General features: G+C 56.3%; 19 protein-coding genes. 13 read left to right on the top strand and 6 right to left on the bottom strand.

The features are described from left to right. Positions 1 to 239: 239 nt before the first annotated feature. Together Pla52nx_RS19435 and Pla52nx_RS19430 are read left to right on the top strand one after the other, a co-directional pair. Positions 240 to 1,403, top strand: a complete 1,164-nt coding sequence (locus Pla52nx_RS19435; protein WP_146520657.1) for a hypothetical protein — start codon at positions 240 to 242, stop codon at positions 1,401 to 1,403. Between the two features lie 51 nt (positions 1,404 to 1,454). Then, a complete protein-coding gene (locus tag Pla52nx_RS19430) occupies positions 1,455 to 2,561 on the top strand; it encodes an esterase (RefSeq protein WP_146520658.1) in 1,107 nt (368 codons plus the stop codon). Positions 2,562 to 2,945: 384 nt separating this feature from the next. Here the strand turns inward: Pla52nx_RS19430 and Pla52nx_RS19425 are convergent, their stop codons facing one another. Further along, entirely contained in the window at positions 2,946 to 3,374 is a 429-nt protein-coding gene (locus Pla52nx_RS19425) for a hypothetical protein (RefSeq protein WP_146520659.1), read from the bottom strand. Between the two features lie 410 nt (positions 3,375 to 3,784). Here Pla52nx_RS19425 and Pla52nx_RS19420 point away from each other — a divergent pair, with 410 nt between their 5' ends. The 5 genes from Pla52nx_RS19420 (at position 3,785) to Pla52nx_RS19400 (ending at position 8,303) form a co-directional block, all read left to right on the top strand. Next, positions 3,785 to 4,252, top strand: a complete 468-nt coding sequence (locus Pla52nx_RS19420) for a hypothetical protein (RefSeq protein ID WP_146520660.1) — start codon at positions 3,785 to 3,787, stop codon at positions 4,250 to 4,252. A gap of 270 nt (positions 4,253 to 4,522) precedes the next feature. Next, positions 4,523 to 5,491, top strand: coding sequence for a serine O-acetyltransferase EpsC (gene epsC / locus Pla52nx_RS19415; RefSeq protein WP_146520661.1), 969 nt, complete (start codon positions 4,523 to 4,525; stop codon positions 5,489 to 5,491). A 252-nt stretch (positions 5,492 to 5,743) separates the two neighbouring features. Then, entirely contained in the window at positions 5,744 to 6,886 is a 1,143-nt protein-coding gene (locus tag Pla52nx_RS19410; protein WP_146520662.1) for an iron-containing alcohol dehydrogenase, read from the top strand. 112 nt (positions 6,887 to 6,998) lie between these two features. Continuing rightward, entirely contained in the window at positions 6,999 to 7,925 is a 927-nt protein-coding gene (locus tag Pla52nx_RS19405; protein WP_342190203.1) for a tetratricopeptide repeat protein, read from the top strand. Positions 7,926 to 8,033: 108 nt separating this feature from the next. Next, the gene (locus tag Pla52nx_RS19400) at positions 8,034 to 8,303 is read left to right on the top strand and encodes a WXG100 family type VII secretion target (RefSeq protein WP_146520663.1); all 270 of its coding nucleotides are present in this window, start codon (positions 8,034 to 8,036) and stop codon (positions 8,301 to 8,303) included. 325 nt (positions 8,304 to 8,628) lie between these two features. Here Pla52nx_RS19400 and Pla52nx_RS19395 read toward each other — a convergent pair whose 3' ends face one another. Further along, entirely contained in the window at positions 8,629 to 8,754 is a 126-nt protein-coding gene (locus tag Pla52nx_RS19395; protein ID WP_261344249.1) for a hypothetical protein, read from the bottom strand. Between the two features lie 1,070 nt (positions 8,755 to 9,824). On the opposite strand from Pla52nx_RS19395, the gene Pla52nx_RS19390 reads away from it, so the two are divergent. After that, a complete protein-coding gene (locus Pla52nx_RS19390; RefSeq protein WP_146520664.1) occupies positions 9,825 to 10,436 on the top strand; it encodes a hypothetical protein in 612 nt (203 codons plus the stop codon). 109 nt (positions 10,437 to 10,545) lie between these two features. Here the strand turns inward: Pla52nx_RS19390 and ltrA are convergent, their stop codons facing one another. Beyond that, entirely contained in the window at positions 10,546 to 11,955 is a 1,410-nt protein-coding gene (ltrA, locus tag Pla52nx_RS19385) for a group II intron reverse transcriptase/maturase (RefSeq protein WP_342190202.1), read from the bottom strand. A gap of 626 nt (positions 11,956 to 12,581) precedes the next feature. Here ltrA and Pla52nx_RS19380 point away from each other — a divergent pair. From Pla52nx_RS19380 to Pla52nx_RS19375, 3 genes are all read left to right on the top strand, one after another. Then, positions 12,582 to 13,211, top strand: coding sequence for a hypothetical protein (locus tag Pla52nx_RS19380; RefSeq protein WP_146519846.1), 630 nt, complete (start codon positions 12,582 to 12,584; stop codon positions 13,209 to 13,211). Positions 13,212 to 13,896: 685 nt separating this feature from the next. Then, on the top strand, positions 13,897 to 14,232 hold the full coding sequence (locus Pla52nx_RS32975; RefSeq protein ID WP_390620380.1) for a DUF1559 domain-containing protein: 336 nt from the start codon (positions 13,897 to 13,899) through the stop codon (positions 14,230 to 14,232). A 646-nt stretch (positions 14,233 to 14,878) separates the two neighbouring features. Then, a complete protein-coding gene (locus Pla52nx_RS19375; protein WP_342190201.1) occupies positions 14,879 to 16,075 on the top strand; it encodes an IS91 family transposase in 1,197 nt (398 codons plus the stop codon). Between the two features lie 848 nt (positions 16,076 to 16,923). On the opposite strand, the gene Pla52nx_RS19370 is transcribed toward Pla52nx_RS19375, so the two are convergent. Then, positions 16,924 to 17,217 (bottom strand): hypothetical protein, encoded by a 294-nt coding sequence (locus Pla52nx_RS19370; RefSeq protein ID WP_342190200.1) that lies wholly within the window; start codon positions 17,215 to 17,217, stop codon positions 16,924 to 16,926. A 324-nt stretch (positions 17,218 to 17,541) separates the two neighbouring features. Between Pla52nx_RS19370 and Pla52nx_RS19365 the strand changes: the two genes are divergently transcribed. Next, entirely contained in the window at positions 17,542 to 18,375 is an 834-nt protein-coding gene (locus Pla52nx_RS19365; protein ID WP_146519850.1) for an FRG domain-containing protein, read from the top strand. A gap of 237 nt (positions 18,376 to 18,612) precedes the next feature. After that, a complete protein-coding gene (locus tag Pla52nx_RS19360; RefSeq protein ID WP_146519851.1) occupies positions 18,613 to 18,894 on the top strand; it encodes a hypothetical protein in 282 nt (93 codons plus the stop codon). Between the two features lie 123 nt (positions 18,895 to 19,017). On the opposite strand, the gene Pla52nx_RS19355 is transcribed toward Pla52nx_RS19360, so the two are convergent. Together Pla52nx_RS19355 and Pla52nx_RS19350 are read right to left on the bottom strand one after the other, a co-directional pair. Beyond that, positions 19,018 to 20,451 (bottom strand): DUF58 domain-containing protein, encoded by a 1,434-nt coding sequence (locus Pla52nx_RS19355; RefSeq protein ID WP_146519852.1) that lies wholly within the window; start codon positions 20,449 to 20,451, stop codon positions 19,018 to 19,020. A gap of 149 nt (positions 20,452 to 20,600) precedes the next feature. Then, on the bottom strand, positions 20,601 to 22,073 hold the full coding sequence (locus tag Pla52nx_RS19350) for an aldehyde dehydrogenase family protein (protein ID WP_146519853.1): 1,473 nt from the start codon (positions 22,071 to 22,073) through the stop codon (positions 20,601 to 20,603). Between the last annotated feature and the right edge of the window lie 97 nt (positions 22,074 to 22,170).

Below are 22,170 nucleotides of genomic sequence, written 5' to 3'. Positions count from 1 at the left end.
ATTCATCACCGAACTTGCCAAGAGTGCTCACCCCGCGGCGATCAAAGTCCTCACGGGAGTAATCACGGATTCAGCAAATATCAGAGTTGCTGATTCGTCGGTGGCATGGGAGCCTGGGCTCTGTCACAATGCTAGGCAGCGATGGCGCGGCGAAAAGATCGTTCGGCCTGTGTCATGCTCGTAGCGAAACATTTGATAGGCGGGATGCCTGGCCGAATTTCATCCACGGGAATCCTCTCATGCGATCCTGCTTCTGCGCCCTTGCCGCGTCGGTTCTTTTCATCGGTGTCCCTCAAATCGTGAATGCTCAGCCGGGACGGACGGCTCGGTTTGAACTGGTCGACGGTGCTGGGCAGGTTTCTGCCACGGTCGAGATTGCCTCGGGACGCTTGATTGCGTACGAAGCAAACGGGGAGCGTGTTTATTACAGTCGCGCCCCACAATACGATTCGGCTGACCGGCGTTACGTCGGTTATTTTCAGTACGAACTCAATCGCATCTTGCGTTTTCCACGCAGCGGACGTGGCCGGATGCAGGGCGCCGACTTGGACGATCCCTTTCCTCAATACAATTACTTGCTGAGAACCGTTCGCCCGATCATTGGCGGTGTCGGGTCGCCACCATCGGCCTATGTTCCACCGACTCAATACGCGTATCCCTTTCAAGGATTGGGGGCCGGAAGCTCGGGCTACGGAGGCGGATGGGGTGACCCCGGCTTGTACCCGGACCTGTACCCGGGCGGATCACCGGGCTACTCGTCCGGCTATTCCACTGGAGCGGGTTGGGCGATACCGCCCTTTCGCGCCCCTTTGCGGCGGGCGCCGGTTTCCGTTTTGCTGGATTCACAATTGGTTCCCCACCCACCGCTTGCTCCTGTCACACTGAAACTTGTCAACGGTGGTCCGCGCGAGATTCGTGTCACGATCGACGATTTGACTGATCAGTCACAGTCGCGGCAACTGCGGATTCCCTCGCGAGGTTCTGAGCTGGTTCAGTTCAAACGAGACTCGGGGGCCGATTTGGTTCAACATTACCGAACGGTGATGGCAGACGGCGCGGCAGTCACGCGTGAGATCGTTGAACCAGTTCCACCGCAGGTTCTCTATGAACTGGTGGTCCATGAGTGGAACTTGCAGTCGATCGCCATCGACCGCACGGGCAAGAGTCCGCAGGCGATTGAGGACATTCACTATCAAGGCAAAGGACTTGGTCGATTTCCGCTGCCACCGGGCGATCAGCTCAAGAGTGGAACGGTTGATGTTTATCGCGCAGCCAAACAAGCCGACAATCCCGGTGCGGTTTCGCCGATCCTGACTCGTCCGATGGATGGGGCGAGTGAGTCTCAAGGACTTTCTCCACTGGAGCGGATGCTGGAAGAACAACGACGCGCGACACAACGTTAGACTGGCGGTCTCGTTCTCTCTCCAAAACCCTTCTCCCCATCGCAAAACATCATGACATTCATTCACCGGCTGTTGCTGGTCATCTCGTTCGTCTGCCTTGCCTCAGGAACCTCGATTGCACAGCAGGTGCGGTCGCCGAACATCAATGACGATGGAACGGCAACATTTCGATTCGTGAGTAACTCGGCGAAATCCGTCCAAGTCAACATCGAACGTACCGACGGTGGCAAGCTGGACTTGGTCCGCTCGGAAAACGGAATCTGGGAGGTGACCACGCAAGTGTTACCGCCGGGGATCTACGAGTACAGTTTTGTCGTTGACGGCACCCGCCAAGTGGACCCGCACAATCGTTGGGTCAAGAAATGGTTTTCGATCAACAGTTTGTTCGAAGTCCCCGGAGATCCGCCGTTGGTCACGCAATTGCAGGCCGTCGCTCACGGCACGGTGCATCACCATCTCTATCATTCCTCCGTTACCAACTCTGACCGGGGATTGATCGTCTACACACCGCCGGGATACCACGATCATCCTGACAAAAACTATCCCGTGTTGTACTTGCTGCACGGGTTTGGCGATGACCAGACGGCATGGACGGAAGTCGGCCGAGCGAATCTGACAGCGGACAATTTGATCGCCACCGGCAAGATCACGCCGATGCTGATCGTGATGCCGTACGGGCATCCTGTTCCGGTACCCTCAGGAAATCGCCCCGAGGATTATTGGTTGCACAACAACGAGGCAATGGAAGCGGATGTTACGCAAGTCGTGATACCGATGATCCAGCAGCAGTATCGGGTTCGAACCGATGCAGCTGGCCGTGGAATCACCGGGCTGTCGATGGGTGGCGGACACTCCTTGCGAATCGGTCTGAAACACAGTGACCTTTTCGGAGCTGTAGGAGCGTTCAGCGCCGCGGCGCCCGAGGGCGAAGAGCGTGATGCGGTGTTGGCAGCGCTGGCGAAATCAGAGAATCCACCGATGTTGTGGATCGCGTGCGGCAAAGATGATTTCTTGATCGAGCGGAATCGTTCGTTCGACGCCGAATTGACGAAGCGTGAGATGGAGCACGAGTTCGTCGAGACGGAAGGCGCGCACAACTGGGACGTTTGGCGAGACGATTACTTGCCGAAATTTCTGCAACTGGTCTTCCGACCGTAGCTCGACCGGCCTGAGTACTGCGTTCACGTAGCCGCGTCTCTCGGGACGTGAAGTTTATTGCTGCCGTCTTTGATTACCCATCTGTATGGGGATTAAGTCGGGAAAGCGAAATCGGATCCCGCGAGGGATCGCAGAAGGTAGCCACGGGTCGCCGAAGGCGCACCCGTGGTAAGCGACCATGTTGAATCGACCCCGAAGGGTGTCGCAGACTTCTCGGAATCGGGACTACGACCGCCTCCGGGGTCGGTTTTCATAACACCGAATGAACCGGCGATGATCGCTGCGCTCTATCGCCGGCTACCGTCTGAGACCGCTTCACGGTCATAGGCAGCAACAATTTTTTTCACGTTCCCCAAGAGGCTCGGCTACGTGAATGAGATGTCTTTACCGTGTGATTCTTGTGTCGTAGGGGGAGCGTGGTGGGGGGCCGAGCGGGGACCTTGTTGCCACCATTTCTCGGATCGTGGGCACGGAGACGCCGCGTTTGCCTGCTTCGACTTTTAAGGCTCGCTCAAAAAACGGCAAGGGGAACAGCGAACTCTTGCGTTGTGCGTAGCGTTCGATCGACAACACGAGCTTTAAATCCAGTTTCTTATCGTTGATCAAAGCGATCACCGTTCGCACGTAGGTGCGTTGGTCGTCATTGACGGCGCGCAGTCGCTTGGTGAGAAACTCCTCCAAATTCGCATCTTGCTGACTCTGAGTGGACTGAACGGGTGGCGGAATCAGTTGCGCGTGGGCTGACTGGGGGGCTAGCAATAAAAAACATACCAGAGCGGTGGCTGCAAGAACGCAGTGGATTGGGGTGCGCATGGTTCATCCAAAAGAAAGAGTCGTGAGCTGAACTGATCGTTATCAATTTCCTTCTTTGGGAAGCAACCCAGCTTTGAGATTCACACAAACAGCTCGTCCCAGGGCTAACCAAAGCCGCAAAACTCGGCTGCTAGCAATAAGCCTGGTAATTTGCGTTGTTTGTTCGTTCAGGATTTTGGCGGGAGTGGTCAGGTTGAAGTGATTGTGTGCATGCGAGCGATCAGGGGGCCGAAAACTAGATGCAGTGAGCGTTCCCGTTGACCGGCTTGTGATCAAGCCAACCGCTTACTCGTTGCGGATTGTCGTCGCACATCGTATTGGGCTGTGCGGCTGGGCAACTCCTACTCGTGGCGTCGTCACTTGATCGGCCTGCGTGTTTTTGAAACAACTCGCCCAGAAGGATTTCGGCGATGAATCGTTGGCTATGGATTGGATCGTTGGCCGGCCTGTTGCTGTGCAGCACCGGATGTTTGCGTCACAACACACGGGGCGGCTGCTCCAGTTGTGGCACTCCTGCATGTTCAACCGGCGGTTGTCAAACCGGTTCATGCGGCTCAGGATCGTGCGGCGGGGACTGCAACAGCGGTTCGTGTGGCGGTGCCGGCGGTGGTTTGCTTGGCAAGCTGCGAGGCAACGCCTGTGGTTGTAACGGCGGATGTCGCACCGGTTGTGTGCCGGGACCGATGGGCTGGCAACAGGGCGGACTTGACTACAGCTCACACTTGAACCCAGGCATGTGTGGGCATCAAGCTCAATCAAGCATGAACAGTGTTCCGTTTCAGGCGGGTCCCCCGACCGGCCAAGTCGCCTATCCGTACTATACCGTTCGTGGTCCTCGCGACTTCTTCGTCGATAATCCACCGACGATTGGCCGCTGATTTCGGCTAAGGTGTGTTTGCCACGGTGGTCAATGTGACAGTTGATTTGTGAGCCGTGACGGGTCAGCGGCCGGGCCTACTGCCATGTGCCTTACGGCCCACGGCTCACCCATGCATTTCTCAGCACGACAGAATCAGCACGAGTGAATGCCTGCGAATAAAGACTCGCGATGCGAACGCTTCGCGAGTCTTTTGTGTCATGAACGAGTTGTTTTATCGAGAGGAGTCGCTTTGATCTCCTCCCTGCCATCATTCCATAAAGGGATCGACGTGGCTTCTGACGTTCGCTTGAAAGAACAGTTGCCGGCGCTGACCGAAGAGATCGTGGCGACCTATACGCCGGACGATGTGATCAACCATTTGGGACATTGTCCGTTGCCGAGCTACGAAGCGGTCGTTGAGATCGTGTTGTCGCTCAAAGACATCTTGTATCCGGGATACCGTCGCAAGGTCGGATTGCACAGCGGCAACATCCGATATCACGTCGGTTCGACCGTCGATTCTTTGCATGATCAACTGACCGTGCAGATCGGGCGTGCTTTGCGGCACGAGGATCGTATCAAGGGCAATCACGACGATTGTGAAACCGAGACGGACTACGAAGCCAAAGGACAAGCGATGGCGTTGCAATTGTTGCACCGCATCCCTGAGTTGCGCCGCGTGCTCGCGACCGATGCACAGGCGGCTTATGACGGCGACCCGGCTTGTCAAACGACCGACGAAGTCGTCTTTTGCTATCCGGGGTTTGCCGCCATCACGGTGTATCGCATCGCGCATACTTTGGTGGAATTGAGCGTCCCGTTCATCCCGCGAATGATGACCGAGTGGGCGCACCAGATGACTGGGATCGATATTCACCCTGGGGCGACCGTGGGCGACTATTTCTTCATTGACCACGGCACGGGTGTGGTGATCGGAGAGACTTGCGAGATCGGCGAGCATGTCAAGCTGTACCAGGGCGTGACGTTGGGCGCGTTGAGCTTTAAAACTGATGACGACGGCCAATTGATTCGTGGCACCAAGCGACATCCGACGATCGAGGACGGAGTGGTGGTCTACGCGAACGCGACGATCTTGGGCGGCAATACGGTCATCGGCAAGGATTCGGTGATCGGGTCGAGCGTCTGGATCACCAAGAGCGTTTCGCCGAGGACGACCGTTGTCTTGGAAAAGCCTCAACTGAGAGTGCGAGGCGCTAGTGAGACCAGCGGGGCAGATCAAGGCAATTTCCAGATCTAGTGTTGCCCGGCTCTTTGCCGAGTTTGCTTCACAGCGTTGCTCTTCGGGGCTTCGGACCTAACCGAGGTGTGTCTGATTGCCGAGACCCTGTCTGGGTGACTACAGTGAACGTGCTCGCAGCTGGAATTCCAGCAACTGGCATTTCAGCCACTGACATCCCAGCCACAGGCGACTCCCACCCTGACGGTGCTGCTCAAAACACCCTGTGTAGAGTAGCACAAAAAAAACCACCACCAGGCATCTGGCCCCACCATGCAGTCATTCGACACACTCAATCGAACACGGTTTGTCTTTGGGTCTGGAGTTTCCTCTCGACTGGGAGAGCTTGCTGCGGAGTTCAAACCAAAGTGTGTGTTGGTGGTGACGGACGCCGGGTTGGTCGATGCGGGGCACTTTTCCTCAGCAGTGGATTCGCTGCGAGCTGCCGGGTTGAATGTCGAGTCTTTCCATGAGTTTGGCGAGAATCCGACGTCCGCAATGGTGGACGCCGGGGTTGCCAAAGCGGCTGAGGTAAAGCCAGACCTGCTGATCGGCCTCGGCGGTGGCAGCAGCATGGATTGTTGCAAAGGCATCAACTTCGTCTACTCCGGCGGCGGCACGATTCACGACTATCACGGGGTGGGCAAAGCAACGGCGGAGATGTTGCCGATGATCGCGGTGCCCACGACCTCGGGCACTGGTAGCGAAGCACAGTCCTTTGCGTTGATCAGCGACGCCGTGACCCACACCAAGATGGCTTGCGGGGACCCCAAGGCCGCGTGCCGAATCGCAGTCCTGGATCCGACGTTGACGTTGACGTTGCCGCAACGTGTGACGGCCTTGACCGGCATCGATGCGATCTCGCACGCGGTGGAAACCTACGTCACCAGCCGTCGCAACCCGATGTCAACGACCTACAGTCGGCGAGCCTTTGGGCTGCTAGCCAGCAGCTTTTCTCGCGTGCTGACTCATCCAGAGGATGTGGAAGCCCGGGCGTCGATGCAGTTGGGAGCTTGTTTCGCCGGAATGGCAATCGAAACTTCGATGCTGGGCGCTGCCCACGCAACGGCCAACCCGCTGACGGCCAAGCATGATATCGTACACGGTCAGGCCGTCGGGCTGATGCTGCCATCGGTCATCCGTATGAACGGCACGCGGCACGCCGATTGGTACGCCGAATTGATGCGAGAAATTGACCCAACCGTCACCGAAAACGACGCCCCCGATCGACTCGCCGAGTTGATCGTCCAATGGCTCAAAGAAGCCGGGATGGCGACGTCCTTGGGAGAGCTTTCCATTCCCAGTAGCGGAATCGACGTTTTTGTCGAGGAAGCACTCAAGCAATGGACCGGAACGTTCAACCCGATTCCACTGGACGCCGATCGGACAAGGCAACTGTATCGCTCGGTGGCGTGACTCGATTTGTGGACCGAGAACCACTGAGTTTGCATTCCAGGACAGCTTCGGCGAAGATATATCTCTCGTGGACGGAAATCCTGGCCACCGACTCCTCCGCTCAGCCAGCACCATGCACTCATCCGACGCCAATGATGCCCAACGTCCATCGCAGGCTAGCCCATCACAGGCTAGCCGATCACAGGACAGCCTAGTGGCTTCAGCGGATTCCGGTGGATCGCATCCCAAAGGCAACGAGTCCCTCAGCCCCGTCGATGGTGGTCGTTGGCGTCCGGTCAGCCCCGACGAGTTGCTGCGGAAAAAACCGACGAATGACGACGACCGAAATGCGGAAGTCGACCGCCCCAAGGTGACGTTGCAGCGGCGTCAGGAGTTGGAGCAACACCTGAAATCCAGCCCCACCGACGTGAAAGCCTTCTTGGAGCTCGCCGGAATCTACCGAAGCGAGCAGCGTCCACTGGAGGCCAAACGCCTGCTGACACAAGCGGCCCAGATTTTCCCCGACAACGAGACCGTCAAATGGGAGTTGGAAGAAGCCATTTTGGCCAGATCGTTGCAGCAATTGCGTGAAGTCTCCGATCTGGTGAGTCGACTCAAGAGCGCCGATGCCGAACGTGAGTTGGATCGCAGTCGCAGCGACTGGGCGTGTCGACGAATCGACGTTTGTCGAGCAAGATTGCAGCGAGACCCATCATTGGTCCATTTGCACATCGCATTGGCCGAAGCGCTGTACGACGCCGGAATCTTTGAAGACGCGTTTGAACGCGCGGGCGAAGTGCTCGACAACGATGAGCTTTCTCCCACCGCCCACTTGTTGCGAGGCCGATGCTTGCTGGCGACCGGCAAGGACTTGCAAGCCATGTCGGAGCTACGCGCCGCAACGATGCGACGCAGTGTGCCCAGCCCGGCAAGGATTCGATTGATCGGTGCCAAACTGTTGTGCGAAACCGCTAAACGTTTGGGACTGGATCTGACACTCAAGCAGTATCAGCAACAATTGGCGAAAGCCGAAAACGATTCGAAAAAATCAGATGGCTGAACGTCGTACCATGCGTGCCCGTTTGCCTCACTCGCTCATGTACCAGCGGTTGGTTGTCGGGCGATCGTCCCATGTCCAAGAATCACGCCCAGCAAGCAGGAAACAGTTATGAATCAAGCCATTGCCAATCCCGAGCAGTTGCGTCAATTCGCCAGTCACTTACACCGCTTTGTGGAAGACCTCAAGGAGCGTAGCACCGCCTTGGGAACTCAGATAAATCAACTGGAGCAAACTTGGAGAGACGAACAACAGCGAAAATTCGCGGCAGACTTTTCTGAGCAGATGCGGCAGTTGTCCCGGTTGATCAAGACCACCGAACAGCACATCCCCTATCTGTTGCGCAAGGCGGAACAGATCGACGCCTACTTGGGGCACTGACTTACTCACAACCCCATTTGACCCGTAGCCGATAGACGCAGGCGTCCCCAATGTTTGACGCGCAGCCGACAGACGCAGGCGGCTACGGCGTTCAACGCAGCGTTCCAATCCGGTTGGTAGCGTCTCCTGCGTCTTCGGCTACTGGCGATCCGAGGGACATGGCGATCCGAGGGACACAGCACTTTGCAGTGTTGGTCAAACGTGCCGATGAAAGTAGCCCATGGAACATGAAAACTTGCTCTGCGTGTGACCGCTTCCAGCTGCGGAGGCAGCGACGGCGTAAAGCGTGGGGCGTCAGCCCCACGTCCGACCGGCAATCATCCCATCAAGCTGCGGAAGCAGCGACAGACACTTGATCCAGCGAACTGACCACTTTCTTTTCTGGGTCATTCAAGCAGTGCAGGTAGATCATCGTGGTGCTGATGTCCTTGTGCAAATGGTGACGATGCATCCTGCGGTCACGTGGATTTCGCGAATGCCGATAACGCACCGATCTCCCCACCACGGCTCCCTTCTCCCCCGGATCCTGGCGAGCTTCCAGCGAGTCAGGATCTGGGGGAGAAGGGCTGGGGATGAGGGGGCACAAACCCCAATATACCAAATCACGTAGCAACGTCTCATGGGACGGCAGGTGCTATTTTCGTTTCAGAGGGACCTAATCGATTCCGTCCCGAAGGGACATGACAAAATAGCCCAGGTCAGATCGCCGCGTCGCCCTGGGTAACAGTGCTTTGCTGCGTTGATCAAACGTGTCAATGGATGCTGCCCATGGAAAACGAAAACTTCCTCTAGGTGCGGCCGCCCTCAGCTGCGGAGCCAGCGACAGCATAAAGCGTGGGGCGTCAGCCCCACGTTCGACCGGCAATCATCCCATCAAGCTGCGGAAGCAGCGACAGAGACTGCTAAACTCGTTCGATGGTTCTCTGGGGGCAATGTGTCCACGTTCCGCCAGGTCCGATTCGGGCGCCCTGAGATTGCCTTCCAGCATTCTCGGCCCTCTCTTTTGTTGGGCACGTTTAGCATTGCGAGCGTCTCACACACCTCTGCCAAACGCGGGCACTCTTCCCATCGTTTTCGCCTTCGAAACTCCAGCAGCGCCTCTGCCACTTTCAGGCGTTTCCAAATGGCCATGCCGTCGCAACTTCGCATACCAGATCGCTGGCCAATCCGGCTTTCCCGAAGCGACAACGCTATCATGAACCCCACCGTACCCACTCTCACGCCTGCTCTCAGATCTTGTCATTGCATGACCCCTCAAATCGGAAATCCAAATGCACAAAATGTCCGTGCTGTTAAGATGCAGTCCCTGCTAAGCGGTGCCAGCCCCACCCGGAATTGCATTCAAAGCGACAACTGCCCATAATGCGGGGCGTTCTTATTGGCAAATTGCTGTAAAGCTTGGCCAAAATCAGTCAACTGCCAATAAGACCGGGATAACGCGAGGGGCAACCGCCCATAAGGCGTCAAATAACCAACCGCCAAGTCCTGACTCCCCTTAATTACAAGTTCTGTGACAAGAGCATGAGATTTGACACACCGGCATGGCGAACAACATTCACTTCGCCGTTGTTTTGGTGTCGCTACTTTTTCGTTGACGACCGTTTCGCCAATCTACCCGATGACCATGACACACCATCTGACATCATCGAACTGAACTTGTCGCCAGCCCCGAGTCTCTTCATTAACTTGGACGGTGGCGCGACGCTGTACGTCTCTGAAATTGTCCCAACCACTACGACAACACAACTGGGCTGGGAAGACAATTGCCACGGTCATCCTCACGTGTTTCGCTGGCCTGAGGCTTGGAACATCGCGCGAACTGCAGGCTCTAACTCGCAATTGGACTTCGGAAACGCCCTGCTGCTCCTTTCCTTGTTTTCACCAATCACCAACGCTGACCGCAACGAGGTGGTCCCACTTCTGCGATCGGCACTTCAGCACAATTCGATACCGTATTTCGCCGCCGACGCAATAATTGACTCATGCTCAATAACGGATGATGATTTCGGTTGGCTTCGTGTTGGCGAGCGGTATTCTTGCTCGGGTGACGCTGCCGCATCCCTCCGACTTGCGGAGAATGACTCGTTTCCACACGATCTGTTACAATCCGTGCTGGTTCACACGTCACGCTGAGGGACGATCATTCGACGCTTCAAAAGCCACAGAACCATGATCGAGATAGGGGCCCGGTTGCCCGGGACCCCTCTCACACCACCGTACATGCGGGTCCGCATACGGCGGTTCATTTCTTGGAAGCAAACTTGCTCCAAATCGCCTCAAGGTTCGCTAGTCCGTTCTTATTGAGATAGTCGATCGAGATCGCGACATGCATCGCAGCACTCGATGACATCACCCAAGGTCCGCGGCCACTGCTACCATGGGAAATGGCTTCGTCACGACGGACGCCGAGCTTCAGCAACATCCGAATTCGGGTGCGGACTCGGTACCACTGTTTCCAGTAGCAGGCGCGAATGCGCCGACGGGTCCACTTGTCCAAACTCTGCACTTGCTTCTTACCCAGTCCGTAGTGAAAGTAACCTACCCAGCCTTGGAAGTAGCGTCGAAGCTCCAGGAAACGCGATTGAATCGATCGACCACCGTTACGACGGGTGATTTCTCGCACTCGCGCCTTGAACTTCTTCAGATTCTTCGGGCTGACACCCAGCCGTCCACCGAAGCCGCGGAAGGTGTAGCCGAGAAAATCGACCACCTCCGTCGGACAGATACGGCTCTTGTCGTGGTTGACCACGAGTTTTAGCTTGGATGTCAGGTAGCGTTCTACCGATCGAAAGACACGTGTGGCTGACTGCTCAGTCTTGGAGAACACCAAGAAGTCATCCGCATAGCGCACGAAGCGGTGACCGCGTTTCTCCATTTCTTTGTCGAAATCATCCAGCAGGATGTTCGCAAGCAACGGTGAAAGTGGCCCGCCTTGCATCGTTCCTTCGGTCGAAGGTTGCCAATCGGTATCGACCATCACACCCGCTCGTAAATAGTTCCCGATCAGACGCAGCAGTCGCTTGTCGCGGACCTTGCGAGACACACGGTGCATCAATACATCGTGCTGCACGCGGTCGAAAAATTTCGACAGGTCCATGTCGACGCACCAGCGGTAGCCGGCTTGAATGTGCGTTTGAACGAGATGGATCGCTTCGTGAGCGGAGCGGTGAGGCCGAAATCCGAAACTTGATTCGGAAAACTCCGGATCAAAGATCGGGGTTAGGACTAACAGGATGGCTTGTTGAACGAGGCGATCCACTACGTTTGGGATTCCGAGGTGTCGCTCGCCGCCGTCCGGTTTGGGAATCGACTTACGCCGGACGGGGCCCGGCTTGTAAGTTCCTTCCAACAGTTGTTGTCGAAGCACCGGCCAGAGTTCCGGAAAGTGGTTTGGGAATTCGTCGATCGTGATGCCATCGGGGCCAGGGGCTCCGCGGTTGGATCGGACTCGTGCCCAGGCACATTCGAGGTTGTCGGTGTCGACAATTTGTTCCATGAGGTTCTGTGGAACAGCGTTCAAGGATGGCTTCTCGATGGACGCCGAGTCCGAGTGACCGGTGAGGGACTCCCAAGAGCACGGGCCTTTCATGTCTTCCGCTCCTTGCTGGTTGCCGGAATGAGGTTCTGTGTGTTTGGGTCGGTTCGAATTCATCGATGGTTCTTCCTTGTCAAGAAACGTTCGGTCCTTTCCGTTGCCGCTGGATTGCGGCAGATCGGTACAATGACCTCTGCTGACTTCTCAGAGCACGAGTCAGGTCACCCTGGTCGTCCCGCCTTTTGGGCAAGCCCTACTCGCGGGTACGCGTCTGAGATCTCCCCGAATACGGGGACGTGAACTTTCGCTGCGCGAGTACGCGATCTACTCAGGAGGTTGTCGGAAACGGGTTTTGCAGTCCTCGGGCCGCTCACCCCAATGACTCCCAGAGCCTCTATCGCGTTTCTATTCGTTACCCCGCAGTTTTGGCGGAATGCTGCCGGTTGCTACGCCGATCGAGCATCGCAGGCTTCCTCCCCACGGTTTGTCGCCTTGTGCGCAGTTGCCGGGCATCTTGGAGACAGCGCCTAGTACTTCATCTTGAAAGATTACATTTGGTATACTGTCCTTCGTTTCAAGTTCCGAGTTCGTACAGGGGACTGGCTTCCCGAAGGAAGCGGCACCCCACAAGTTCACGCCCATGTCGGGCGTACCGGTGCACCGGAGCGGGCGATCCGGGCGTTTTCAAATGGTAAGGTCACTCGCGCCCGCCCGGTGACCTTTGACGTTCGGCGACTGAAATCATGACCACCAGAACCGCATTGACAACCGTTCTGCTATGGAGTGTCGTCTTTGCGTGTGTCGGCTCCGCGATCGGTGCAACAATCGGCGCTGTCGCGCCTGAGTACTACCGGTCCGTTTTCCGCGGCGGCCACTCGCCTGAATTCCATCCACTCCAAGTTGGCATCGGCTTGGGCGCCTCACAAGGTGTCGCCTCTGGCATCGCGATTTCGATCGTCGTCCTTGCACTACTCGCATGGCGCGATGTTCGCTCCGCACGCCCTGCCATTAACAGCGACGCACCAACAAAGGAATTGCGATCGCGAATCTGGTCGGTTCACGTGCTTTGGGGTATTGTCACCACGATGTCGGTATTGATCATCAGCGTGGCAACATTTATCGTGGGCGGCATCATCGGCCAGCAACAACTCTATCAAGCATGGACGGAACGCAAGTTCGACAGGCTTGCGACGATCTTGCAGTCAACTGATTTCGATGGCGTCGAAGCAGATTATTCGTCTGCGGCTCAGGTATATTTAACGGGCACGCTCCAGGACGCCGCTGCTCGCGACTCACTGCACGACACACTCGTCCAAACGTTTGGAGCCGAAGAGGCGGATGAGATGATCTGGCGAGTCGACGTCGCACAGTAATCGTCGCCGAACAAAGCCGTGAACCGAAGCGGCGAAGTCAGGCGGTTTTGAAATGGAAACTCATTCGTCGCCGCCCGGTGACGGCAGACGTTACCCGACAGAAATCCCAAACGTGTCTTGAGACTTACGTTGAAGCCTTGGATCATCTATCTTCGCATTGTTGGTGGCGCTCTGTTACTGCTAACAGCGGTCGCGACGTACCGCGACTTGGTAGACGACCAAACAGAATCGCTCGCGTACTATGCGTCCCAACTGACGCTGATGCCTCTGCTTGGCATTGGACTGTTTGTTCGCAATCGTTGGATAGTACGCCTTGTCTACGGACTGGCAATCGTAATCGCGATGATTCTTTGGATTGGTGCTGCACTACTTGGCCTGCCGATCGCAATGCCGCAATTCGTTGCACTGTCCGTACTGTTACTCGCCCTCGGTGTGCTCGTTTTGGTTCCTCGTGATACACTAACTGGCTATACGCCATTCGCTCAACGTGATTCGGCTATTCGTTCGGAAGAGACTGGGAACCCGTACCAATCACCTTCAACCCTCCTTGAATCGCCTCCAAACACAATCCAAGACGGCGGGTAATCATCGCGTGAACCGGAGCACGCGATTGGGCGTTTTTGAAGTTGAGAATCTTTCACGCGTGCCCGGTTACGCGTGGCGTTCGCCCGATGAGGATACCGAGATGGCACGTCACCGTGATGGCTTTTCGTTGATTGAGCTTATCGTGTCGCTTTCGATCGTCGGAGTCTTACTTGCTCTCCTGTCGGTCGCAGTTCAACGAGCCCGAGAGTCGACGCGTCTTACGACTTGCGCGAACAATCTGCGTCAAATCGGAATCGCGCTACATGGTCATGAGGCCAGTCAAAAGCAACTTCCGTCGCTCTACAACGAAACATTTCGTTCGAACCCGTTGTCGATCTACGATGAGTTTCACTCATATTCCTGGCGAGTTCCAATTCTGCCGCATTTGGAGCAGTCAGCAGTTTTCGGGCTGGTAAAAAGGGGCTGGGGGGTTTAAATCGCTTCCGTGAAGATCACGAAGTCGCCGGCATAGCTGCTACCTGTCGCTCCATTTGACCAGACTCCAACCGGCCTCGTGCCGGTGGTGAATCCGACTGACTGGCTACGACACCGCAGGCTAAAAGCAACCCATCTCCCCACTGGCCTCGTGCCAGTGGCAAAGGGACCAACGCGACTTGAGATGGTCAGTGATCTTCCTTGCTTCCACCGGCACGAGGCCGGAAGGGAGCCAAGAGAGTTGACCGCGTCTTTGTAGCACATCAGTCTTGCTTCCACCGGGTCAAGCCCGGATGGAGAGCTACAATGCATCAGAGTTTATCGGCGATTCGTTCCTTGTCTTGTGACGTTCGGCGGAATGTGTCAGCGGCAGTGAGACAACTTTCTGGTGGAAGTTGGCTGGTGGATACAGCGTGGTCAGAGGCAGCCCCTGAAACCCCGGGATTTTTTAGGCATGACTCGGGTGTTCAAAGTGTTTGTTCCTGCGAGGTTGTCGACGTTTGGTGAAACGGAAGATGGCTCTGCCGGGACACAACCATCCAAGGGCTAGCCGGATCGAGGGTGCGTCAAAGACGCTTCTTCTGGAGCTCCCAGGCAATTTGTCTGGGGGGCTCCGTTTTTCTGTTCTTTGTTTTGTTTGGCTGCCGGTGAAGCAACTGCCGACGTACACACCGCCGGAGGAAAACAAGAAGCCAAAGAACGTCTTCACTCTGCCGAGTGACCTCTCTGAGTTGGCGTTGGCCAACCGAAACGAGCTGGCGGACTTGTTGGTCAGCACGGGTTGGAAGAGCCTTTCCAAGAACATCAAGTCCGAGCAGGACTACGACCCGGCAGCGATCAGCGTATTGCACACCTGGAACCAAAAGCTGGAGGCACACTGGCATGTTCACATGCTGGTGCCCGGTGCCGGGCCGAGCTTGAGTGGCGATGACTGGAAAGAAGCCAAGACGCCGCCGGGGGTTCGCAATTCGGATGGTTACTATCTGGTCGACTCCGAGAAGTTGAAGGAAGACTTCCGTAAGCGGGCGATCGCGAAACTTCGTCGCTTGCGACGCGACGGCAAACTGAAGCTGGGCGGGAAGTTCGAGTACCTGCAAAGCGATGAGAATTGGGAGGTGTTCGTCAAGAACCTGGAGTCGACTCAATGGGTTGCCTACATCCAACCGCCGCCCAAGGAGACCAGTGGTGGCGGCGAAGTGGTCAACTACTTGACACGCTATCTGACCGGCGGGCCGATCAGCAACCACCGCATCACCGCTGCGGACAGCGACGAGGTGGTCTTCATGGCCCGTGAAGGAAAACGTGTGGGCGGTGAGCGGGAACAAGTCCCGATCAAGCTATCAGTGCTCGAGTTCACACGCCGCTGGTGCCTGCATATCCAACCGGACCAGTTGACCAAGTCTCGGTACTTCGGCGGTTGGAGCAACAATCGACTGGCAGGCTACATGGCTCGTTGTCAGGAGTTGCTGGGGACAGAGCCGGAGGTCTCGGAAACGCGGACCGAAGCGGTCGATTCGATGGACTCGCAGTGGGAGCCTCCATCGTTGCCCGAGTGTGCGCACTGCGGGAGCATCGAGCTAAGTTTGGTGTGTGAAACGCCCAAGCCGACGTGGAAGGAGTTGTTCTGGCGAGAGAGTGAGACGTGTCCGGAGTGGTACGCGGAGCGCCAGCGGGAGTCGCACCGCGAGTTCTGGACGGCACACTACGGTTCGGATTATTACGACTGGTACCTGGAAACGCAGGTAGAAGTCGCAAAGGAAACGGGGCCGGAACCGGCAAAAGCGATCCAGATGTACCTCTTCGGTTTGACACCGGGAGTGTCGTTCGAGATAGAATCTTTCTGAGGCGGATTGGACGCTCCGATCCAAGTCCTACGGGACTGCCAGCCTCCGACAAAGTTCAACGCCCGATCTATGCATGCACGTCCTGTGCCTGCATAGATCGCAATTCGTTATCGGAGAGGGAGAAACTCATTCTATTGATGACTCTGTCGAGCACTCTCGCCGAATACTCAGATGCTTGGTCCGAACCAGATCGGAATCAATGCCGCGTCTTTGAACTCGTTGACGAGTTCTGCAACGCTCATCCCACGCTCGACTAATCGCTCACCGCCGAATTCGCTGCGATCTTGCGACGAAAAGATGACCGATGGCTTCCGCAGCTGTTTGTTGCGAATGTACTCGTCCGCATCCGGACGTTCGATCGTGAACTGATGGAACCAATGCTCCAGGCAGCCGTCGAGATGCCAGATCCAAGCGAGAATCGTGATTTCTTGACGCCGTGCTTGTACTCTTTTGGCGCAGACGATGTAGTTGCATGGCTAGTTGACGCGTTCTCCAACGCGGATCTCGTTGAGCGGGTCGGAATCGCAAGCCTCGTCTATTGGTTGCATTCGTACCCGGTCGACATGGATGAGTTACGCGAACGCAAGTCTTCAGGGCAAGATGTTGATGATTGGTTGCGATCTCACGATATCGACGCCCACCCACTTCGAGATGCAATTCAAACCGCCGCAAATGCGACACAGAACTTGGTTGAACTGTATTTCTATTCGCTTGCGCTACCCGATTGTCAGCACTCTTCGAGAATAAACAAGCCCTCGAGGGCTAGGTACTCGTTGGATAAAGCTCGCTGGACACCAGACGAGCGCGGAAATACGCTCTGACTGCCAAACAACGCGGCCCCTTGCCGCTCATCGCAAAGCCACGAGCGACACGATAGGACACGCCCAACGACATTGTTTTCCGCAGCCCGGTTTCATCGATACGCCGCGATTTCTACGAAAGATCTGGCAGACGCGTTTCTTGAATGCCAAGAGTTTCTTCTTGCTCACGCGAATGGGGCCGCCAAAGCCACGAAACTCGTAGCCCACGTAGATCTCCCCACTGGCCTCGTGCCAGTGGCAAAGGGACCAACGCGACTTGAGATGGCCAGTGATCGTCCTTGCATCCACCGGGCCAAGCCCGGATGGAGAGCGAGGAAGCATCAGAGTTCATCGGTGGTTCGTTCTTTGTCGTGTGGCGGCTATCCAGCTTGACGCTCACATTCGCAAGCTTCCTCCCCACGGTTTGCCACCTTGTGCGCAGTTGCCTGGCATCTTCGAGACAGGGCCTCGTACTTCCTTCGTTGGGATCTACATTTGGTATCCTGTCTTCTACTGGAAGTGACCGGAACAAAGTCCAGGGAACTTTCACCCCACAAGATCACGCCCATGTTGGGCGTACTGCACGACGAGTCGCCGAGTCGTGGTTTTTGAAGTGGAGGATCGCGTGCGGCGACCGCGTGATCCGTAGCGTTATGTGCCTGAACTATGCGTACTGTTGACCTTAACTCATGGACCGAGTTTCCGGATGCCGTTTCCGGCATTCGAGCCGAATTCGGAACGCGTACGATCGATGTCCCAGAAAAGGACGCTGTGACGCTCGATAATCAAATCCTTTTTCGAGGGCAAGCTGACAGCGGGTGGCGACTGCAGACCACACTTGAACGCGCTGCGGATTCTCCAATCACCGTCCAATACTATCTACAGCGCGAGAATTCATGCGTAAACGAAATCGAATCTGTAACCGGACGCCAGTGGAATCTGAAGTCGTACCCAGAAATCAAAACAGAAATCGAGGACTATCAAGACTTCATGCGCGTCCACGTACCGCATTACGACTACCTCGTCTACCTGCGGCATCACGGATTTCCTTCTCCGTTGCTCGACTGGACAACTTCTCCGTATGTTGCCGCATACTTTGCTCTTGAAACCGCAAACAACGCCGATCGTGCTGCCGTTTTCGCATTCATCGAAACTCCCGAAGGGCACAAAGCAGGCAGAGGCAACAGTAACATGATTCGCACCCATGGCCCGTACGTGACAACGCATACTCGACACTTTGCGCAAAAGGCTTGGTACACAACCGCAACACACTGGGACACTCAAGCCAAGAAGCACACGTTTTGCTCGCACCACGATGTCACGCCCGGCGCTATCGTGAAACAAGACGTCCTGATCAAACTGACAATTCCACGTGTAGATCGCGTCGCTGCACTAAAGCAGCTGGACGAATACAATATCAATCACTACACGCTGTTTCAGACCGAGGACGCGCTGGTCCGAACGATGGGGCTGCGTGCATTTGACATCGACGGCACATAACAAAACGGTCAACCCGATCGGCGGATGACGCGGGTTTGGAAATCGATGTCGCTTGGCCGCCGCCGGGTTACCTTGGACGATCGCCGACAGGACACGCCTAACGCCATGCAAGACGCTGTTTGCTTTGTGATATTGATTGGCACTTTGGTTGCGAGTGGATGTATTTCTTCGCCATCATCAGCCCCGCTCACAACCGAAGAAACGCAGATCCTGGTCTCCGTCGCGCGACAAGACTCAATGTTCTACTGGACTCGATTCGATGGGATCCTGGAGGTCTACATTGATGGCGTCGACGTTGTTCCAAACCAAAGTTCCGAAACGACCCAAGCTTGGCTTTCAGCCATCAAGTCCCTGGAGCAACGCGGTTACATATCGGGCGAGGGCTTGAAGGCTGGGGTGTTTGAATTGACCAACGAAGGACGTATGGCTGCACGGAAGTTGTCAGGTACTGTGCCACCCTCGGGGACACAAGATCCGGATGAAAGCAACGCTCCAATATTGGACGCCGAGAATGAGTGACTTGCGGCGAACCATTACGGATTTGACATCGCGGAGTGAGGAGGCAGCCGATGTTCAAGTTCTTTGTTTAAGAAGTCCGCGGTCCTGCCAAGTGACCTGACTAGCTCATTTGAACCTAGCACTCTACAACAAATGCTTCGCTTTGACGTTGAGGTACTGATTGACCAGTGGTGCGGTCAGTTCATCCGGAAAGGCGTCCACCAACAGCACGCCTCGGTGATGCAGGTCCCGGAGGACTTGATCCCGCCAGAGCAAGATATTGGAGGCTGCGGCGGCGCGGTACATGTTGATTTCATCTCCATCGGGCGAGTCTGCGGCGTCAAACATTTGCCGGTCTCGGAGGATGACTCCCAGCGGTAGGTGTTGGCCGCTGATGTTGCTCAGATAGTCGACCACCGCCCCCGCGTTGACTTCGTCGACCACATTGGTCGCCAAAACGACGAGGGATCGGCGTTTGCAGTGATTGGACAAGTACAGAAACGCTTGATCGTATCGCGACTCCACCATGCGAGGAAACTGATCAAACCCTGCATGGATCAATCGGTTCATTTGGCTCTTGCCGCTGCGAGGCGGAATGTACGAGTGTACCGAATCGGAAAAGCACAGCATCCCAACGGCGTCGCCCTGACTGAGTGCGACATACGCCATCATCAACGCGGAATTGAGAGCGTGATCCAACAGCGAGTAGCCGTCTCGCTCGTTCGTCATCATCCGACCGCAATCGAGCAAGAAAATAACGCGTTGGCTTTGGTCGCTCTGGAACTGACGCACCGTTAGCTTGGATCGCCGAGCCGTGCTGCGCCAATCGATATGACGATAGTTGTCGTCGCGGGTGTAGTCTCGCAGCCTTTCAAAGTCGCTGTCTTGACCGATACGTCGCGTCTTGCGAACACCGATCAGGCTGAGGCGATTGGTTCGAGCCAGCAGCGCGTAGTCGGTCAACTGCTTCATGTCGGGATAAACATTCAACTCGCTTTGCAACGCGATCTTGCGATGCCGCTCCCACATTTTCAAGGGGCTTTTGAAACGCAGATAGACATGCTGCAACGAGAACGCACCGCGGCGTTGCGGCAGCAACCTGCGTTTCATGATCACATTGCCCATGGTCGGCAATTTCAGCTCGTGCGTCGGTGGCGATGAGGCAAAGTGATCCGGAACGTCATCGGCAACACTGCCGTGAAGCGTCAACGGCGTGCGGTTCTCGATTTGCACAAAGCTGTCCACCGGCACGCCGAGCGAACAGGTACGTGCGATATTGCGTTGAACGTCAATCCCGTGATTGGTGACCGGGTACAGACACAGAAAATCGACAACGGCAACGATCAGCACCAACGCATCAAAGATCGCGACGACTGTCACAAGCCCCGGCCAGAACACGCAGAGAACGCTGCCGAAGGTGGCCAACGACATCAGGATGATCCACACCCGAGTCGGGTAGATCTTGAGGACAAATGCGGCGACGACCAACGGCGAAATCAGGACCACCAGCAACAGCCAGGGCAACGCCGTCAGTGCTTGAAACTGCGACTCGACGGCGCGTTGGGCAAAATCGTTCATGGAGTAGGGGCACGGTGGTGACGGGGCGATCGGCCAACTGAATGACTTTCAGAGGTTGTAGAGTTTTCACGTAGTCACGTCTCTCCGAGACGTGAAACTCCGAGCCTCGGAGAGGCTCGGCTACGAGAAACGACAAAAAACACAACCTCTCAGAGAGCCACGGTAACGGTCTTGCTCTCGGTGTAAGGCTTCAGGCCTTCCTCGCCCAATTCTCGCCCGTAACCGCTCATTTTGAAACCGCCAAAGGGAGCTGCAGCGTCGAACACATCGTAGCAGTTGACCCAGACGGTTCCCGCACGCACGCGAGCAGCGAAATCGTGTGCGGTCGTCAAATCGCGTGTCCAAACCGCGGCGGCCAGCCCGTAGAACGTGTTGTTCGCACGCCGAATCATGTCTTCTTTGTCCTCAAACGTCAGGACGCTGAGCACGGGGCCAAAGATCTCATCCGTGGCGATTGCCATGTCATCGCTGACTTGGTCGAACACGGTCGGTTCGATGAAGAAACCCTTGTCGCCGACACGGTTGCCACCGGTGATGCACTGAGCACCCTCGTTCTTGCCCTTTTCGATGTACGACATGATTTTGTCAAACTGTGCCTTGTCCACCTGCGGTCCTTGCTCGGTTTGACTGTCGAACGGATCGCCGACCTTTCGCTTCTGCGTCAATGCGTGCAATTTGTCGATGAACTCGTCGTGCTTGCTCTTTTCGACAAACACGCGACTCCCCGCACAACAGCACTGACCTTGATTGAGAAACAGCCCGACGTAGGCTCCTTGCGCGGCCGCGTCCATGTCCGCATCGGCAAAGATCACGTTGGGGCTCTTGCCACCCAGCTCGAACGTCAGTCGTTTCAACGTGTCCGCGGAATCACGAGTGATGATCTGTGCGGTTCGGTGCTCGCCTGTGAAAGCGATCTTGTCGATCAGCGGATGCTTGACGCAGGCCGCGCCGGCGGTGGGGCCGAAACCGGGCACGACATTGATCACGCCGTCGGGAATGCCGACTTGTTGAGCCAAGTAAGCCATTCGCAGACAGGTCAGCGGCGTTTGCTCGGCCGGTTTCATCACGACGGTGCAGCCCGCGGCGAGCGCGGGCCCCCATTTCCATGCCGCCATCAGAACGGGGAAATTCCACGGGATGATTTGACCTGCCACGCCGACCGGTTCACGGCGGGTGTAGCAAAGATAATTTCCTCGGATCGGGATCGTGCTGCCGTGCAACTTGTCGGCGTATCCGGCGTAGTACCTCAAGCAATCGATCGCCAACGGCAAGTCGACGTTGCGGCTGTCCCCGAACGGTTTGCCGTTGTCCAGCGTTTCCAAAGCCGCCAAATAATCGATCTCGTTTTCCATCGCGTCGGCGAGCTTGTAAAGCAACCGTCCGCGGTCGCGGGCGTCCATGCTCCGCCAGGGACCGGAGTCAAATGCCGCACGAGCCGCTTTGGCGGCCGCATCCACGTCGGCGGCATCGCCCTCGGCGATCTGCGTGATTTCTTCTTCGGTGGCCGGATTGACCGTCGCAAACGTTTTGCCGCTGGCGGCAGGCTGCCACCGGCCATCGATAAAGCATTCCGTTTGCTCGATTTTGACTTCTGATTTGACCGGGGGAGTGGCGATGCTCATGACAACCTCGCGTGCGTGGCGGCGATTCGGGGAATGAAACGTAGTGCATCGTCCAGTCTTAGAACGTGGGTTCGGTAGATGAGCCGTTTTGGCGTTA

Source organism: Stieleria varia (assembly GCF_038443385.1).
In the GTDB taxonomy this organism is placed as follows: Bacteria; Planctomycetota; Planctomycetia; order Pirellulales; family Pirellulaceae; genus Stieleria; species Stieleria varia.
The sequence above is the reverse complement of the archived record's forward strand: the minus strand, read 5'-3'. Positions and strand labels throughout refer to the sequence as shown.

Excerpts from the sequence above, each read along its gene's own strand:
- Pla52nx_RS19350 (WP_146519853.1), bottom strand. The coding sequence starts at position 22,073 with ATGAGCATCGCCACTCCCCCGGTCAAATCAGAAGTCAAAATCGAGCAA.
- Pla52nx_RS19405 (WP_342190203.1), top strand. The coding sequence starts at position 6,999 with ATGCACTCATCCGACGCCAATGATGCCCAACGTCCATCGCAGGCTAGC.
- Pla52nx_RS19410 (WP_146520662.1), top strand. The coding sequence starts at position 5,744 with ATGCAGTCATTCGACACACTCAATCGAACACGGTTTGTCTTTGGGTCT.
- Pla52nx_RS19430 (WP_146520658.1), top strand. The coding sequence starts at position 1,455 with ATGACATTCATTCACCGGCTGTTGCTGGTCATCTCGTTCGTCTGCCTT.
- Pla52nx_RS19370 (WP_342190200.1), bottom strand. The coding sequence starts at position 17,217 with ATGCTTCCTCGCTCTCCATCCGGGCTTGGCCCGGTGGATGCAAGGACG.
- Pla52nx_RS19435 (WP_146520657.1), top strand. The coding sequence starts at position 240 with ATGCGATCCTGCTTCTGCGCCCTTGCCGCGTCGGTTCTTTTCATCGGT.
- Pla52nx_RS19360 (WP_146519851.1), top strand. The coding sequence starts at position 18,613 with ATGTTCTACTGGACTCGATTCGATGGGATCCTGGAGGTCTACATTGAT.
- Pla52nx_RS19400 (WP_146520663.1), top strand. The coding sequence starts at position 8,034 with ATGAATCAAGCCATTGCCAATCCCGAGCAGTTGCGTCAATTCGCCAGT.
- Pla52nx_RS19395 (WP_261344249.1), bottom strand. The coding sequence starts at position 8,754 with ATGCATCGTCACCATTTGCACAAGGACATCAGCACCACGATGATCTAC.
- Pla52nx_RS19420 (WP_146520660.1), top strand. The coding sequence starts at position 3,785 with ATGAATCGTTGGCTATGGATTGGATCGTTGGCCGGCCTGTTGCTGTGC.
- Pla52nx_RS19380 (WP_146519846.1), top strand. The coding sequence starts at position 12,582 with ATGACCACCAGAACCGCATTGACAACCGTTCTGCTATGGAGTGTCGTC.
- Pla52nx_RS19390 (WP_146520664.1), top strand. The coding sequence starts at position 9,825 with ATGAGATTTGACACACCGGCATGGCGAACAACATTCACTTCGCCGTTG.
- Pla52nx_RS19425 (WP_146520659.1), bottom strand. The coding sequence starts at position 3,374 with ATGCGCACCCCAATCCACTGCGTTCTTGCAGCCACCGCTCTGGTATGT.
- Pla52nx_RS19365 (WP_146519850.1), top strand. The coding sequence starts at position 17,542 with ATGCGTACTGTTGACCTTAACTCATGGACCGAGTTTCCGGATGCCGTT.
- Pla52nx_RS32975 (WP_390620380.1), top strand. The coding sequence starts at position 13,897 with ATGGCACGTCACCGTGATGGCTTTTCGTTGATTGAGCTTATCGTGTCG.
- Pla52nx_RS19355 (WP_146519852.1), bottom strand. The coding sequence starts at position 20,451 with ATGAACGATTTTGCCCAACGCGCCGTCGAGTCGCAGTTTCAAGCACTG.
- ltrA (WP_342190202.1), bottom strand. The coding sequence starts at position 11,955 with ATGAATTCGAACCGACCCAAACACACAGAACCTCATTCCGGCAACCAG.